The 15,288-nt window shown below is 69.1% G+C and carries 12 protein-coding genes; 9 read left to right on the top strand and 3 right to left on the bottom strand.

Annotation, left to right across the window (positions count from 1 at the left end; all coding sequences use genetic code 11):
• The first annotated feature begins 244 nt into the window (after positions 1-244).
• Positions 245-2,155, top strand: coding sequence for a hypothetical protein (locus tag ACFC1K_RS08570; RefSeq protein ID WP_375871282.1), 1,911 nt, complete (start codon positions 245-247; stop codon positions 2,153-2,155).
• A 75-nt stretch (positions 2,156-2,230) separates the two neighbouring features.
• Here ACFC1K_RS08570 and ACFC1K_RS08575 read toward each other — a convergent pair whose 3' ends face one another.
• Positions 2,231-3,532: a nucleotide sugar dehydrogenase gene (locus ACFC1K_RS08575; RefSeq protein ID WP_375871283.1), complete on the bottom strand. Its 1,302-nt coding sequence runs from the start codon at positions 3,530-3,532 to the stop codon at positions 2,231-2,233.
• A gap of 51 nt (positions 3,533-3,583) precedes the next feature.
• Complete coding sequence (wecB, locus tag ACFC1K_RS08580) at positions 3,584-4,648, bottom strand: non-hydrolyzing UDP-N-acetylglucosamine 2-epimerase (RefSeq protein WP_375871284.1); 1,065 nt, start codon at positions 4,646-4,648, stop codon at positions 3,584-3,586.
• Positions 4,649-4,734: 86 nt separating this feature from the next.
• Here wecB and ACFC1K_RS08585 point away from each other — a divergent pair, with 86 nt between their 5' ends.
• The 6 genes from ACFC1K_RS08585 to ACFC1K_RS08610 all read left to right on the top strand — a co-directional run bounded on the left by ACFC1K_RS08585 (position 4,735) and on the right by ACFC1K_RS08610 (position 11,572).
• Entirely contained in the window at positions 4,735-5,595 is an 861-nt protein-coding gene (locus ACFC1K_RS08585) for a methionyl-tRNA formyltransferase (RefSeq protein ID WP_375871285.1), read from the top strand.
• 92 nt (positions 5,596-5,687) lie between these two features.
• Entirely contained in the window at positions 5,688-6,653 is a 966-nt protein-coding gene (locus ACFC1K_RS08590; protein ID WP_375871286.1) for a dTDP-glucose 4,6-dehydratase, read from the top strand.
• Positions 6,650-7,768 (top strand): DegT/DnrJ/EryC1/StrS family aminotransferase, encoded by a 1,119-nt coding sequence (locus ACFC1K_RS08595; RefSeq protein ID WP_375871287.1) that lies wholly within the window; start codon positions 6,650-6,652, stop codon positions 7,766-7,768. Before ACFC1K_RS08590 ends, ACFC1K_RS08595 begins: the two co-directional genes overlap by 4 nt.
• A complete protein-coding gene (gene hisH / locus ACFC1K_RS08600; protein WP_375871288.1) occupies positions 7,765-8,394 on the top strand; it encodes an imidazole glycerol phosphate synthase subunit HisH in 630 nt (209 codons plus the stop codon). Before ACFC1K_RS08595 ends, hisH begins: the two co-directional genes overlap by 4 nt.
• Positions 8,394-10,379 carry a HisA/HisF-related TIM barrel protein gene (locus ACFC1K_RS08605; RefSeq protein ID WP_375871289.1) on the top strand — a complete coding sequence of 662 codons (1,986 nt, stop codon included), beginning with the start codon at positions 8,394-8,396 and terminating at the stop codon, positions 10,377-10,379. The genes hisH and ACFC1K_RS08605 overlap by 1 nt, the downstream gene beginning before the upstream one ends.
• Complete coding sequence (locus ACFC1K_RS08610; RefSeq protein WP_375871290.1) at positions 10,376-11,572, top strand: glycosyltransferase; 1,197 nt, start codon at positions 10,376-10,378, stop codon at positions 11,570-11,572. Before ACFC1K_RS08605 ends, ACFC1K_RS08610 begins: the two co-directional genes overlap by 4 nt.
• 1 nt (position 11,573) lies before the next feature.
• On the opposite strand, the gene ACFC1K_RS08615 is transcribed toward ACFC1K_RS08610, so the two are convergent.
• The gene (locus tag ACFC1K_RS08615) at positions 11,574-12,725 is read right to left on the bottom strand and encodes a glycosyltransferase (RefSeq protein WP_375871291.1); all 1,152 of its coding nucleotides are present in this window, start codon (positions 12,723-12,725) and stop codon (positions 11,574-11,576) included.
• A gap of 177 nt (positions 12,726-12,902) precedes the next feature.
• Between ACFC1K_RS08615 and ACFC1K_RS08620 the strand changes: the two genes are divergently transcribed.
• Both ACFC1K_RS08620 and ACFC1K_RS08625 read left to right on the top strand, forming a co-directional pair.
• On the top strand, positions 12,903-14,129 hold the full coding sequence (locus ACFC1K_RS08620; protein WP_375871292.1) for a hypothetical protein: 1,227 nt from the start codon (positions 12,903-12,905) through the stop codon (positions 14,127-14,129).
• Positions 14,113-15,285: a glycosyltransferase gene (locus tag ACFC1K_RS08625; RefSeq protein ID WP_375871293.1), complete on the top strand. Its 1,173-nt coding sequence runs from the start codon at positions 14,113-14,115 to the stop codon at positions 15,283-15,285. The genes ACFC1K_RS08620 and ACFC1K_RS08625 overlap by 17 nt, the downstream gene beginning before the upstream one ends.
• Positions 15,286-15,288 lie beyond the last annotated feature (3 nt).

Genomic DNA, 15,288 nt, shown 5'->3' on the forward strand with positions numbered 1-15,288 from the left:
CCGGGCCGGCGGATATGATTGTCGAGGCCGATTCCTCGGCCCCGCACTGCACCCGGTGCGCGTGATCTCGAAATCGTGCGGTGCACCGTGCCGCACTCCAGCGAGAGCTTTCGCGATGTGTCCGCCTGCCGGAGTAGGACGGCGCGGTGAGGCCCCGGACCGGCGTGCAGCGGCGTAGGGAGCGCTCGCTCGGCAGGTGTCGCGCGGGCGGGCCCGAGAAACGACCTTGACCGAAGGATTCCGAGTGTCCTCCCAGCACCCGCGGACGAAGGCCATCGCCACGAAGGCGTCCCGAACTGCAGGCGGCCCGATGCCGCACGGCGGTCGACAGACGACCCTGGCGTTCTGGATCATCACCGGTGGTATCGCCGCAGTCGTGGCGATCACCCTCGCGGTGATCGCGTACACCCTCAATCGCGGCTTCGACTGGAGCGACGAGGGCTTCGTCCACGTCATGAACTCGAGCGGCCGACAGGCCAGCGGCGAGTTCTGGGGCTTCCAGCTTCTGCTGCACCCGGTCTACGTCCTGTTCGGGAACAGCATCCTGGCGTTCCGAGTGCTCCGCCTCCTCGGCTACATCGCCCTGTCGATCATTCTCGTGGTGATCGCGAGGAGTGCGTTGGAGGCGGTCGGCTTCCGGCTCAAGCGTTCGAGCTGGATCCTCGTGCTTCTGGTGGCGCAGGCCGGGACATTCGCCGCGTGGAGCTATCCGCCCCGCTACCTCGGCTATAACGAGCTCTCCTCGTGGTTGACCCTGGTCGGCGGCGCGCTCCTCATTCTTCTGATCGTCCGCGGTCGACTTCGACCCGACGCGCCCTCGACGCGCGAGCGGTGGATTCTCTACGCGCTGTGGGCCGCGGTGGGCTTCGTCGTCGGCACGCTGTTCGTGGCCAAGATCACCGGTGCGATGGTCTTCGGCACGCTCGCGGTGATCGTCGCCCTGATGCCTTCTCGAGCAGGTCGTCGCTGGCCGAGGATCGGCTTCCTCGCAGCGGGCGTGGCCGTCGCGGCTCTCGTCATGCTGATCATCGGCGTGCCGCTCGTCGCGTACACCCGATCCGTCATCGAACTCCTGATCAATCCGGCTGCCCGCGAGGCGACCGGCTACTCCGTCGGCGGGCTTCCGCAGCTGTACCTCTGGTCCGCATCCACCACCCTCGGCGCGCTCGCGGTGCCGATCATCCTCGCCGCCGTCGCACTGCTGGTGAGCTTCGGCCTTCCCCGCGGCCGTGGCGTCGCGCTAGAGGCGCGGGTCGTCGCGCGACTGGAGCAGGTGACGCTGGTGCTGGCGGCCGTCCTCCTCCTGATCGTGGTCTTCATCCCGATGTTCCCGCCGGGCGGTGCCCACATCTGGGATGCGCTCGGCATGAGCATCTCCTTCACCTTCTTCGCCGCCCTCCTCGCCCTCGCGGTGATGTTCCCGGGGACACCTGCACCGGGCGAGATCGTCGGCAACCGCACCGTGACGATGAGCGTCGTGATCGGGCTCTTCGCACTCATCCCCCTCGTGAGCGGCGCAGGCACGAGCAACTCGATCATGGGTCACACGGTGTTCTCCGCGACGCTCTGGGCGGTCGGCGCCGCGGTGGCACTGGTGGCCCTGTGGGAGCGCTCGACGGCGTCGCCTGCCGTGCGCATGATCCCGCTCCTGCTGGCCGGCGCCGTCGTCGCCGCCGGCGGGCTCGCCGTCGCGGGGGATGTCTTCACGCACCCGTATCGCACCGCCCCCTATCTCGCTCAGAAGACGGAGGTGACGGTCGCCGACTTCCGGGGTCTGAGGCTCCTCGCGGACGAGGCGGAACTCGTGACCTGGCTGTCCGAGACCGGCGAGGAACTCGACGCCGCGGGCGTGCCTGCCCTCTCCATGTCCTCCCCCGGCTCCCTGTTGGCGTTCAACGCGAGCGGGTGGGTCAACCCCTGGCCCGGGCCGGACTGGGCGCAGGCGATCACGCGGGCGTGCGAAGGTGAGGCACCGGAGGACTTCTTCGTGATCCAGTCTGAGAGCCAGGAGCCCGGCGTGACGATCTACGACCAGGTGCAGGAGGGACTCGACGGATGCGGCGTGCAGTTCCCCGAGGACTTCGGGGTCGTCGCCGTGCACCCCAGCGACAACCCCGGGCAGGATGTGACCGTATGGCGGCTCAGCGAGAAGTGAGCCTCACTCCGCCCGTCTGCGCAGGCGCCGAAGCAAGCTCGCCGCCTCTGGCCGATCGAAGGCGTCGTGGCGCGATCAGGCCGCCGAGCCCACCCCGATGACGAGCCGCGGCGTGTGCCTCCACGCTGCGGCGTCCGTCGCGTTGCGGCCGTCTACGAGCACCTTGATGCCGGGGAAGTCGCCCGGGACGAGCGCTCGGTATTCGGCGTGGTCGGTCTGCAGCACTGCGACGTCGACGGCATCGCCCAGCGAATGGGGCTCGAAGCCGAGCGCGCGCAGCTCATCGGGCGCGTAGAGCGGGTCGTGCACCCGCACGGTCGCCCCGCGTTGGGCGAGCGCCGCGACAGTGGGGAAGACACCCGAGAACGCCGTCTCTTTGACGCCGCCTCGGTACGACGCCCCGAGCACGACGCTCGACAGGCCCTCGAGCGATCCGAGGAGCGCCTCGGCCTGGGCGACGAGGCGTTCGGGCATCGTCTCGTTGTACTCGCGAGCGGTACGGACGACCGTGGCGCCGGGATCGGTCGCGAGGTAGAGCCTGGGATAGACCGGGATGCAATGTCCGCCCACCGCGATGCCGGGCCGATGGATGTGGCTGAAGAACTGCGAGTTGCAGGCCTCGATGACGCGGTGGACGTCGATGCCGTGAGCCGCCGCGAAGGTCGCGAACTGGTTCGCGAGCGCGATGTTGACATCCCGGTAGGTGGTCTCCGCGAGCTTGGCGAGTTCGGCCGCCTCGGCGCTGCCGAGATCCCACACACCGTTCGGCTGCGCGAGGTCGTCGCGCGTTTCGAAGGCGAGGACACACTCGTAGAACCGGCGAGTACGTCGAGCGCCCTCGTCCGACAGCGCACCGATCAGCTTGGGGTAGCGCCGGAGGTCCTGGAAGATCCGGCCCGTGAGCACGCGCTCGGGCGAGAAGGCCACGTGGAAGTCGGACCCCTCGACGAGATGCGAGCCCGCCTCGAGCATGGGCTTCCATCGCGTTCGCGTCGTACCGACGGGAAGAGTCGTCTCGTACACGACGAGCGCGCCCGGCGTCATGGAGGCGGCGATGTCGCGGGTCGCGGCATCCATCCATGTGAAATCCGGCTCGCCCGTCGCCTCGTCGACGATGAGCGGCACCACGACGACGATGACATCGGCGCCAGGAATCGCGTCCGCGAAGTCAGTGGTCGCGCGCAGACGCCCGTCGCCGATGGCCGCACGCAGCGCATCATCGAGGCCTGCCTCGAGCGGGTAGGAGCGTGAGAGCGAGTTGACGGCATCGACCGTCGCCTGCTGGGTGTCCACGCCGACCACATCGTGCCCCGAGGTGGCGAACTGGACGGCGAGGGGCAGACCGATCTTGCCCAGTGCGACGACTGCGATGCGCATCGGGCAATTCTATGCGGCCCACTACCCCGGCTCTGCGCCGCGGGAGCAGCCTCAGGATGCCGCGTTGAGCGCCTCGACGACGCGCCGTGCGGCGTGTCCGTCGCCGTACGGCGTCGCGGTCGTCGGGGAGGGGCGGGGGCGGCGCACGGCCGATGCGATGTCGGCTGCATCCGGCGCGAGGATGTTCCAGCCGAGGTCGATCGTCTCGACCCATTCGGTCTCGGTGCGCACCGTCGTGCACGGGACACCGAGCAGGAACGCCTCCTTCTGGAGTCCACCCGAATCCGTCACGACGCCCGCGCTCCCGAGCGCCGCCGCGATGAGATCGGCGTATGCGAGCGGCGACTGCGGGCGGAGCGTGCCGACGGAGAGGTCGATCCCCGCGGCGGCCGCCCGGGCCGCGAGTCGCGGGTGCGCGGGGAGCAGCACGGGCCGGTCGAGATGCGCGAGGGCCTCCACCACCTCGCGGAGCCGCGCGTGGTCGTCGGTGTTCTCGGCGCGGTGGATCGTGGCGAGATAGTACCCGCCCTCCTCCAGGCCGTTGCGGGCCGCCGCGTCGCCGATGCGGTCGCCGACGCCGGCGCGGACGCGGAGGAGGACGTCTGTCATGACGTCTCCGACGAGCACCGACCGTGCCGAGAGGCCCTCCGATGCGAGATGGCCCATGGCCGTCTCGGTCGGGGCGAGCAGCAGGTCGGCCGCGTGGTCGGTGAGCACCCGGTTGTGCTCCTCGGGCATGCGGCGGTTGAACGACCGCAGGCCCGCCTCGAGATGCGCGACGCGCACGTGCAGCTTGACGGCGCTCACCGCTGCCGCGAGCGTCGAGTTCGTGTCGCCATAGACGAGCACCCAGTCCGGCGCGTGCTCCTCGATGACGGCGTCGAGCGCTCCGAGCATCGCTCCCGTCTGCACGCCATGTGAGCCCGATCCGACGCCGAGATGGATGTCGGGGCTTCCGATCCCGAGCTCGTCGAAGAACACGTCCGACAGCATCGGGTCGTAGTGCTGGCCCGTGTGCACGATGACGTGCTCGACGCCGCTCTCGCGGAAGGCGCGGGCGACGGGGGCGAGCTTGACGAACTGCGGACGCGCACCGACCACGCTGAGCACCTTCACGGTTCCTGAGTCTAGGCGGGCGCCGGGAGCCGAGCAGGCGTCGCCCTATCCTGAAGGGACGCCATCAGGCCGGAAGCGAGGGATCGATGACACAGGGGCTGGTCGTCCTCGGCACGAAGGAGCTCTGCGTCCGGCTCGTCGGCGCCCTCTCTGGCGCGGGCCTGCCGTTCACGGCCGTCACTGTCGACGACACGCCGGACGTGCGCAGCGAGCTCGAGCGTCTCCGCGCGGCGCGCGCGATCGTCGCCGAGAGTCCGCGGGACGCGTATCGCATCGCCCTCTCCCAGCAGCCCGCGGCCGTGCTCGTCGCCGGCTGGTACTGGCTCATCTCCGACGATGTGCTCGAAGCCGTACCCGCGGGCTTCATCGGCCTGCACTACTCGCCGCTCCCGCGCTACCGCGGCTCGTCGCCCGTCGTCTGGGCGCTCCTCAACGGCGACCCCGAGCTCGGCTACTCGGTGTTCCGGCTGTCGTCCGGCATGGACGAGGGACCCATCGCGGCCTCGGGGCGGGTTCCGCGCGGCGACGGCTACATCGGCCCGGCGCTCGACCGACTCACGTCCGCGGCCGTCCCCGCACTCGTGGGGGTGGCGCGCGGGGTTCTCGACGGCACCGCCGAGTTCCTCCCGCAGCCGCGCGAAGGGGCCTCCTACGCGGCGCCCCGCCTCCCCTCCGACGGGCGCATCGACTGGACTCGGGCCGCAGGCGAAGTCGAGCGCTTCGTCCGCGCGCAGTCCCGCCCATACCCGGGCGCGTTCACCGAGGCCAAGGGCGAGACCCGACGCGTATGGCGGGCGACCGCGACCGAGTTCGCGTGTTTCGGCGCGCCCGGTCAGGTGGTGCTGAGCGACGACGAGGCGCTCGTCGTCGCGTGCGGCCACGGCACGGGTCTGCGGATCGAGCGCGACGAGGAATGGATCGGCGTGCGCGGCGGACGCCTGTCCTGACACCAGTGCCTCGGCACTCAGGAGCCGTCGCCTAGGATGGGTGGGTCCTGCGGCCTTCACTGCCGCCGCCCACCGAATCGGGAGAATCACGCATGTCTGTGCGCGCGAAATCGGTGCTCGTCACCGGCGGAGCCGGCTTCATCGGCAGCCACCTGGTCGACCGGCTCATCGCCGACGAGCCGTCCCGCATCACCGTGGTCGACAACTTCTTCCTGGGCAGCATGGAAAACCTGTCCTCGGCCCTGCGCGCTCGGCCCGACATCGACGTGATCCGACTCGACGCCGCGGACCTCGCCGCGATGCAGGACGTCATCACACAGTACGACGTCGACACGGTCTTCGACCTCGCCGTCATCCCGTTGCCCACATCGCTCACGTATCCCGCGTGGACCGTGCAGACCAACGTCGGCATCGCGACGACGTTCTGCGAGATCGCCCGTCGAGGCCTCGTGGAGCGCCTCGTCCATGTCTCGAGCTCCGAGGCGTACGGCTCCGCCCGCTACATCCCGATGGACGAGGGCCACCCCCACGACGCCATCACCCCCTATGCCGCGAGCAAGTCGGCTGCCGACCACATCATCGAGTCCTACGTGCAGACGTTCGGCATCGACGCCACCGTCATCCGCCCATTCAACAACATCGGTCCGCGCCAGAATCCGGGCTCGTACGCCGGCATCGTGCCGATCATCGTGCGGCGCGTGCTCGCGGGCGAGCCGATCGAGATCTACGGCGACGGCGAGCAGACCCGCGACTTCATCTACGCGGGAGACACGGCCGACCTGATCGCGCAGATCCACGACTCTCCGGAGTGCCGTGGACAGGTGCTGAACGTCGCGACCGGCGTCGAGACGTCTGTCAACGAGCTCGTCCGACGCATTCTCGGCATCATGGGTCGCCCCGACCACCCGACCTTCCACTCGGAGGAGCGCCCGGGAGACGTGCGGCGCCATCTCGCCGATGTCTCGAAGCTCAAGGGCATCCTCGGCCACGAGACGCCGTCGCTCACGGACGACGCGCTGCAGCGGACCGTCGACTGGTACCTGTCGGTCCTGCGATGAGGCTCAACGTCCCCGTACTCGACGCAGCCGAGCTCGCCGCCGTCGCCGAGGTGCTGGAGTCGGGCTACCTCACGCAGGGTGCTCGTACGCGACAGTTCGAGGCCGAGATCGCGGCCGTAACAGGCGCCCGTCATGCGCAGGCGGTGAGCTCTGCCACCACGGGACTCCATCTCGCGCTCGTGGGGCTCGGAGTCCGCCCCGGCGACGAAGTCGTCATCCCCGGATTCAGCTTCCCCGCGACCGCCAACGCCGTCGTGCAGCAGGGCGCGATCCCCGTTTTCGTCGACATCCGTCGTGACACGTTCAACCTCGACCCCACGCACCTCGAGGTCGCGATCACCGAGCGCACGCGCGCGATCATGCCGGTGCACGCCTTCGGTCTGTGCGCCGACATGGACCCGATCAACGAGATCGCGCGACGCCATGGGCTTCCCGTCCTCGAGGACGCAGCCTGCGCCCTGGGCGGCGTCTATCGCGGCCGAGCCGCCGGCTCGCTCGGCACCGCCGGCGTCTTCTCGTTCCACCCGCGCAAGATCATCACGACCGCTGAGGGCGGCATGATCACGACGGATGACGATGCCCTCGCGGAGCGCATCGCGGTGCTGCGTGCTCACGGCGCCGTGCGGGGCGAGCTGTTCATGGAGTTCGTGGATGCCGGATTCAACTACCGGCTGAGCGACGTGCACGCCGCCATCGGGCTCGCCCAGGTGCAGAAGCTGGCCGCGATCCTCGACGGCCGCCGCCGTGCGGCCGCGTCGCTCACGGCGCGTCTCGCCGACATCCCCGGCGTGCACACGCCGTCAGCACCCGATGGCGTCGAGCACACGTACCAGTCCTACGTCGTGCTTCTCGACGATGACATCGATCGGGATGCGGTCATCCGGGCGATGCGCGACCGCGACGTCGAGACGACGCTCGGGACGTACGGAATGCACCTGCAGCCCTACTTCCGCGAGCGATTCGGCATACCGGACTCGGCTCTGCCCGAGACGACGCATGCCCACCACCAGGCCTTGACGCTCCCCCTCTACCCGCAGCTGACCGACGACGACCTCGACGTCGTCGCACGTGCCCTGCGTGAGAGCGTGGCGACGAGCACCCGCGAGACGGCATGACGCGCGCGGACGTGACGATCGTCGACTACGGCGTCGGCAATCTCGGCTCGCTGCGCAACGCGCTCGCAAAGGTCGGTCGTACCGCCGACATCACGGGCGACCCCGACGCCGTCGCGGTGGCCGAGCGCATCATCCTGCCCGGCGTCGGCGCCTTCGACCGTGCCGTCGGGCGGCTCTCCGAGACCGGGCTCGCGGAGGCGATCACGGCCGCCGCCAAGGCGGGCACGCCTCTCGCCGGCGTGTGCCTCGGCATGCAGCTGCTCCTGGACGGCAGCGACGAGGGCGCGCTACCCGGGCTCGGCCTGATCGCCGGCAAGGCGACCCGATTCCCCGCGACGATCGACGGCCATCGCCTGCTCGTTCCCCACATGGGCTGGAGCAGCGCTGTCGCAGCCAAGCCGTCGCGCCTCGCACCCGCGTTGAGCGACGGCGGCCGCTTCTACTTCGTACACTCCTACGCCGTGGACGCCGACGAGGCCGACGACGTGCTCACGTGGACCGACTACGGCCGCCGGTACGCCTCGTCCGTCGAGCGTGACAACGTTCTCGGCATCCAGTTCCACCCTGAGAAGAGCCACCGCTACGGCCTGGCCATCCTCCGCGACTTCGCTGGATCGAGCCACTGATGCACGTCTACCCCCGCATCATCCCGGTGCTCCTCCTCGACGGCGAACGGCTCGTCAAGACGCGGCAGTTCGGCGACCCCCGTTATGTCGGCGACCCCGTGAACGTCATCAGCATCTTCAACGACCTCGAGGTCGACGAGCTGATGCTCCTCGACATCGGCGGCGCGCGCTCGCGCGAGGCTGCTCCGATCTCGCTGCTCGAGCGCCTCGTCTCGGAGGCGTTCATCCCCCTCGCCTACGGCGGCGGCGTGACGGATGCCGCGCAGGCGGAGCAGATCATCGCGACGGGCATCGAGAAGGTCGTCGTCAACACCGTCCTCGTCGAAGACCCCGAAGCCGTGCGGGCGATGGTCGCCACCCTCGGGTCGCAGGCCGTCGTCGGTGCGGTGGATGTGCGCCTGACGAGTACGGGCTATCGCGTGTTCGTCGAGGGCGGCAAGCGGGATACCGGCCTCGGCCTCGACGAGTGGCTGAGCCGCGCCGAGGATGTCGGCGTAGGCGAGATCCTGGTCACGTCGATCGACCGCGAGGGCTCGCGCGAAGGCATCGACCTCGAGCTCGTACGACGCGTCGCCGAGACCGTGTCGGTGCCCGTCATCGGACACGGCGGCGCGGGGACGCGCGAAGACCTCGTAGCACCCATCGAGCACTCCGGCGCTTCCGCCGTTGCGGCGGGCACCGCATTCGTCATGCAGGCGGGTCGCGACAGCGTGCTCATCAACTACCCGACGCGCGATCGGATCGACGCGCTGTTCGCCCACCTGTTCGCCGGCCGCGGCGACATGGCGGCCTCGGTGGGCGTCGCGCACGATGTCGACCTCGCCGCTGCCGCAGACTTCCTCGCGACGGCCGACATCTGCGCACGCTGCATCATCACGGCCGACGTCCCGGGCGCCGACTTCGACCCCGACGGCGTGTGCTACTACTGCCACCTGCACGACTCGCTCGATCAGCAGTACCCGATCGGCCCCGAGAGCGAGGAAGCGCTCGATCGCTTCGTCGCCGAGCTGAAGGCCGCGGGCAAGGGCAAGAAGTACGACTGCATCATGGGAGTGTCGGGCGGCACCGACTCGTCGTACCTCGCGCACCTGCTCGTCTCGAAGGGCGTACGCCCGCTCGCAGTGCATTTCGACAACACCTGGAACTCCCCCACCGCGACATCGAACATCTTCGCCGTGCTTGAGAAGCTGGGCGTCGACCTCGAGACCTACGTCGTCGACAACGTCGAGTACGACGACATCTACCGCTCTTTCATGCTGGCCGGCGTGAAGGACATCGAGGCGCCGACCGACATCGGATTCATGGGCGTGCTTTACCGCGCGGCCGAGAAGCACGGGATCCGGCACATCGTCGAGGGCCACTCGTTCCGCACGGAGGGCGTGTCGCCCATGGGCTGGCTCTACATGGACGGCGGGTACGTCAAAGGCGTCCATGAGCAGTTCGGCCGCGTGCCCATGAAGACGTACCCGAACCTCGACTTCGCCAACTTCGTCAAGTGGTCGGCGTTCAGCCGCATACAGCGCGCACGACCGCTGTACTGGATCGACTACAACAAGGAAGCGGCCAAGACGTTCCTGCACGACGAATTCGGATGGCAGTGGTACGGCGGCCATCACCTTGAGAACCGCTTCACGGCGTTCTACCACACGCACTTCCTGCCGACACGGTTCGGAATCAACTTCCGCCAGATCGAGCTGTCGGCTCTGGTGCGCTCGGGCCAGATGGACCGCACCGTGGCCGCAGGCCAGTTCATCGAGCCACGGGTCGGCGATCCCGAGCTCATCGCGCTCGTCAAGAAGCGCATGGGCTTCGACGACGCCGAGTTCGAGCGCGTCATGACGATGCCGAAGAAGATGTACACCGACTATCCGACGTACAAGCGCCGGTTCGAGCTGCTCCGCCCGTTCTTCTGGCTCATGTGGAAGCTGGACCGCGTCCCGAAGAGCTTCTACGTCAAGTTCTGCATCCCTCGCCGCACGTCATGAGCGACACGACGGTCTTCTCGCGTCAAAAGCTGATCCTGCGGGTGATGTACTGGATGCTGAAGCCGTTCGCGCTCTTCGCGCGCCGCATCGACTGGGTCGTCGGTCCTGAGGACATCGCGCTCATGGCGACGAACATCGCGTCGGCGCTCCCCCGCTCGTACACGGCGATCCACGCGCGAAACCGGTTCTACGACGTGCCGTACGACGCGGTGATCCAGACGACGAGCACCGCGCTGGGCGGGCGCTGGGCGACCTGGCGGCGCCTGTACGGCGGGCCGATCCTGCTCGCATGGCTCGCGAACCGCGCGCGTGGCTTCATCTACGTCGGCGGCGGCGCGTTCCTCGAAGGCCATCACGACGAGCGCGACTTCGAGTTCACGTTCCTCCGCCGGCACCGCCGGCGACTCGTGTGCTACTTCACCGGTAACGACATCCGCTCGCCCAAGCTCATGGCCGAGCTCGCGGCGCGCACGGGGCGGCCGAATCTCGGCACACGGCTGCTCGAGGTCGACCCCCTCTTCGCGACCGACGCTTACGACGAGTCGCGGCGTCTGCGCGCGGACGTCGCGGATCGCCACGCCGAAGTCATCTTCAACGCGAGGAACGATCAGCTGTCGTACCTGCGGTCGCCGACGCATCCGTTCCTCTACTTCCATCCCGACGAGCAGTTCGCTCCCCGGTCCGCCACGTTCGACGACCTCTCGACGATCGTCATCGTGCACGCGCCGTCCAGCCCCGTGCTGAAGGGGACGGATGCCGTGCGCGCCGCGATGGCACGGATCACCGCCGCTCATCCGCACGTCGAATATCGCGAACTCATCGGTGTGCCGCACAGCGAGGTGCTCGCCGCGCTCGACGAGGCGCACATCGCGCTCAACGAGTTCTACTCGTCGGTGCCCGGCGTCTTCGGTGTCGAAGCGATGGCCCGGCGATGCGTCGTCGTGACGAGCGCCTCCGCAGACGACGAGCCCGACCTCGGCGTGGAGTCGCGCGGAGCGTGGGTCGTCGCGGACGTCGATTCGCTGCACGACGCCGTCGCCGGACTGCTCGAACACCCGCAGGCGCTCGCGGCGCAGGCCGATCGCGGATGGGAATGGGCGAGGACTCACGCCTCGGCGTCGGCGAGCCGTGCGGCAATGCGCGCCGCGCTTCAGGCGCCGGCCGCGGTCGTGCGCGAGGCCGATCGGGCCTGACTCAGACCGCGGGCGGAGCGAGCTTTGCGATCGCGGTCTTCCAGATCTCGACCTGCGACTCGGCCGACAGTTCGCGTGCGGAGCGGGCCGAGGCATCCTTCCACCGCTCGACGTCGGGCGTCGTCGTCGCGTCGAGCAGGCGTGCAAGGTCGTCGGGCTCGAACCCGTCGGCGACGGCACCGAGGCCGTGGCGCTCGACGTACTCGGCCATCTCGGCCGTCGGGCCGACGATCACACCGAGCCGCGCCTGCACGTAGTCGAACAGCTTGTTGGGCAGCGCCCAGGTGTTGTTGAAGTTGGTGGGCGCGAGCAGATGGACGCCGATGTCGTAGTCGCGAAGGGTCTCGATCAACTGTGAATAGGGCACCGGATCGAGCACGCGCACGCGCCCGTTCGTAGCCCCGGCCTGCTCGCGCAGCTGTTCGACGTAGGCGGGCTGATTGAGGGTGAGATACAGATCGAGCGTGACAGGAATCGACGCTCCGGCGACGCCCGCGATGAGGCTCTCGAGCCGGCGGTCACCCATCGCGGCGCCTGAGTGCACGAGCCGGACGGGGTGGTGAACGGGAGTCGGCTCGCCCTCGCGATACGGCGCCGCGTTCGTGACGAGCTCAGCCCGGATGCCGAAGTTCTTCTCGTACTCGCGGGCGAGTCCCTTGCTCACGGTCGTCCACGACGACGCCTTCGGCAGGTAACGCCGGCACACCCATTCGACGTACGGGGTGATGCGCTCGCGCCACCCCTCCCAGTCCTCGTGGAGCAGCGGCGAGTACTCGTGGAGGTCGGCGTGCACGCCCTTTCTCGGCCGGAGGCGCAGCGCGATCGGCACGGCCTCGACATCGTTGGCGAGGACGACGTCCCATCGCCGCCTCGGCACGTTCTTGCGCACCCAGTCCACCGACCAGAGCGTCCAATACGCGCGACGGTACGCGCGTCGCGTGATGTACCGGTCGTCGAGGACGTTGTGCAGCACGTCGTCGGGAATGCGGATGTGCTCTGCGACGCCGTCCGGAGTCGGGCCATACCCGACCGTCGTCACGGCGTAGTCGCCGCGGAAGGCCTCGACCTGCTTGAGCACACGTGCGTCGCCGGCGATCGCCGAGAACGACAGGATGAGCAGCGTCGGTCTCTCCGCCTGCGAATCACGGCCCATCAGCGTGCGACACCCTTCGATCGATCCCTGCGACTCGGCGGCGGAGCCGCAGACGGCCGCGATACCCGCTCTGCGACCGACTGCCATGATACGGGGCACGCGTCGAGCCGTCGCGCGTGCTCGTGCTCATAGACTGGATGCCATGACTCGCGCGCCGATGGGGACCCACCCGACGCTGTGAACAGGAACTCAATCCCGCGCTGGATCAACACCGCCATCGACGCCATCGCCGACGCGCCAGACTCGTTGATCGGCCGCGTCGCCGCGAAGCGGCTCGGGCGTCCCGCGGCGATCGGCTCGGTGCCCGCCACGTCATTCGAGGACGCGCCGCGACGCGTCCTCATCGCCCCGGTCAACTACTCCGGTCAGGGACGAGAGTGGGCGCGCGCGCTCGAGGCGGCCGACGCGTCGATCAGCGCACGCAATCTCGCGGTGGAGGTGCCCGGCGGGTTCGACTTCCCGGCTGACGTCGTCGTTCCGGTCGGGACCTACCACAACGACGGTGATTGGCAGCGTCGGGAGTTCGAAGCGGCGCTCGGCGCGACTCACGTGCTCATCGAAGCCGAGGAGCCGCCGTTCGGCCGTCTCTTCGGACGGTCGGTCGGCACGCAGGCACGGGCCCTGGCCGAAGGCGGCGTCGACGTCGCCTACCTCGCCCACGGTACGGACGTGCGTCTGCCGTCGCGCCACGTCGAGCGCCATGAATGGTCGCACTACAACGACCCCTCGATCTATGCGCCGCGGGCCGAGACCCTTGCGTCGCGCAACATCGAGCTGGTCACGACCAGCGGTAGACCCGTCTTCGTGTCGACGCCTGATCTGCTCGACGACCTGCCCGATGCCCACTGGTGCCCCGTGGTCGTCGACCCTGCGCGCTGGCAGAGCGAGCGGCCGGGGCGGGTCGGCCCACTCCGCGTCGCGCACGCCCCCTCCGTCGGACCGGTCAAGGGCACCTCGCTCGTCCTGCCCGTGCTCGAATTGCTGGCCGCCGAGGGCGTGATCGAGCTCGATCTCGTACAGGGTCGGCCGTCGGGGCAGATGCCGGAGGTCTTCACGAAGGCGGATGTCGTGATCGATCAGCTTCGGGTCGGGTCGTACGGCGTCGCCGCGTGTGAGGCGATGGCGGCCGGATGCATCGTCGTCGGACATGTCGCCGAACACGTCCGCGAGAGGGTGACGGCCCTCACGGGTCTCGAGCTGCCGATCGTCGAGGCGACGCCGGCCACGATCGAGGAGGTGCTGCGAAGCCTCGCGCGCAGCGACGGGGCGGAACTCCGGTCCGCGGGCGTCGCGTTCGTGCACGCGGTGCACGACGGCCGACTGGCCGCACGAGCCCTGCTCGAGCACTGGATCGATCTCGGCGAGAGCCGCAAGGGAAGCGAGCAGCATGCACCCCGTCGTTGAGCGCGCATGGAAACTGATCCCCAAGTCGCTGCAGGACGCGATCGCGTCGAACGTCGACCGCGTGCGCGGCGTCCGTCCGCCGGAGCCCCCGCATCCCGACCTGACGAAGCCTTACCGTCTGCTCGTCGGCCCCGTCAACTACGCCGGCCAGGGTTACCGCTGGTCCCGTGCGCTCGAGTCGACGGGCGAGGTGTCGGCGCGCAACTACGTGCACACCGAGAACAACGTGCTCCAATACGACGCCGACTACCGAGTGACGTGGCGCACCGCCGAGCACTCCCGTGCGTGGCAGCAGGCGATGCTCGACACGATCGGCACGGAGTACACCCACGTCATGATCGAGGCTTGCTTCCCCGTGCTCGGCGGGCTGCACTCGGGCGACGTGCGCAAGCAGGCCGCGCTCATGCAGGCCCAGGGCGCGAAGCTCGCGGTCGTCGGCCACGGCACCGACATCCGCCTGCCGTCCACGCACATGGCGGGCGACGAATGGTCGTACTTCCACAACGACATCTGGGTGCCCGCGGCTCTGCTCGAACCCAGCGTCGCCGAGAATCTGCGCCTCATCGCCGACCTCGGCGTGCCGACGTTCGTGTCGACGGCGGGGCTGCTCGTCGACGTGCCGCAGGCGCACTTCCTCGGGGTTGTGGTCGATCCCGACAAGTGGGCGAGCGATCGCCCTGCGCTCGCGCGCGAGCGTGTCAAGGTCGTGCACGCCCCGACCAACCCGAACCTCAAGGGCACACCCGACCTCGCGCCGATCGTGCGACGTCTGCACGACGAGGGCGTCATCGAGTACGTGGAGCTCAAGGGCATCCCGAACGACGAGATGCCCGCGGTGTTCGCGGATGCCGATGTCGTCCTCGACCAGTTCCGCACGGGCGACTACGGCGTCGGCGCGTGCGAGACGATGGCGTCGGGACGGATCGTGCTCGCGCACGTGACCGATCAGGTGCGCGACGAGGTCGAGAGGCATGCCGGGATGCCGCTTCCGATCCCCGAGACGACGCTCGCGACCGTCGAGGAGCGGCTTCGCGATATCGCGGCCCGCCGGGATCACTATCGCGAGATCGCCCAGTCCGGCCCCGAGTTCGTCCGACGACTCCACGACGGGCGTTTCTCGCGCGATGTGCTGATGAAGCACTTCATCGAGGCCTGACGT

The organism is Microbacterium sp. NPDC056057 (genome assembly GCF_042266945.1).
GTDB classification, from domain to species: Bacteria; Actinomycetota; Actinomycetes; order Actinomycetales; family Microbacteriaceae; genus Microbacterium; species Microbacterium trichothecenolyticum_C.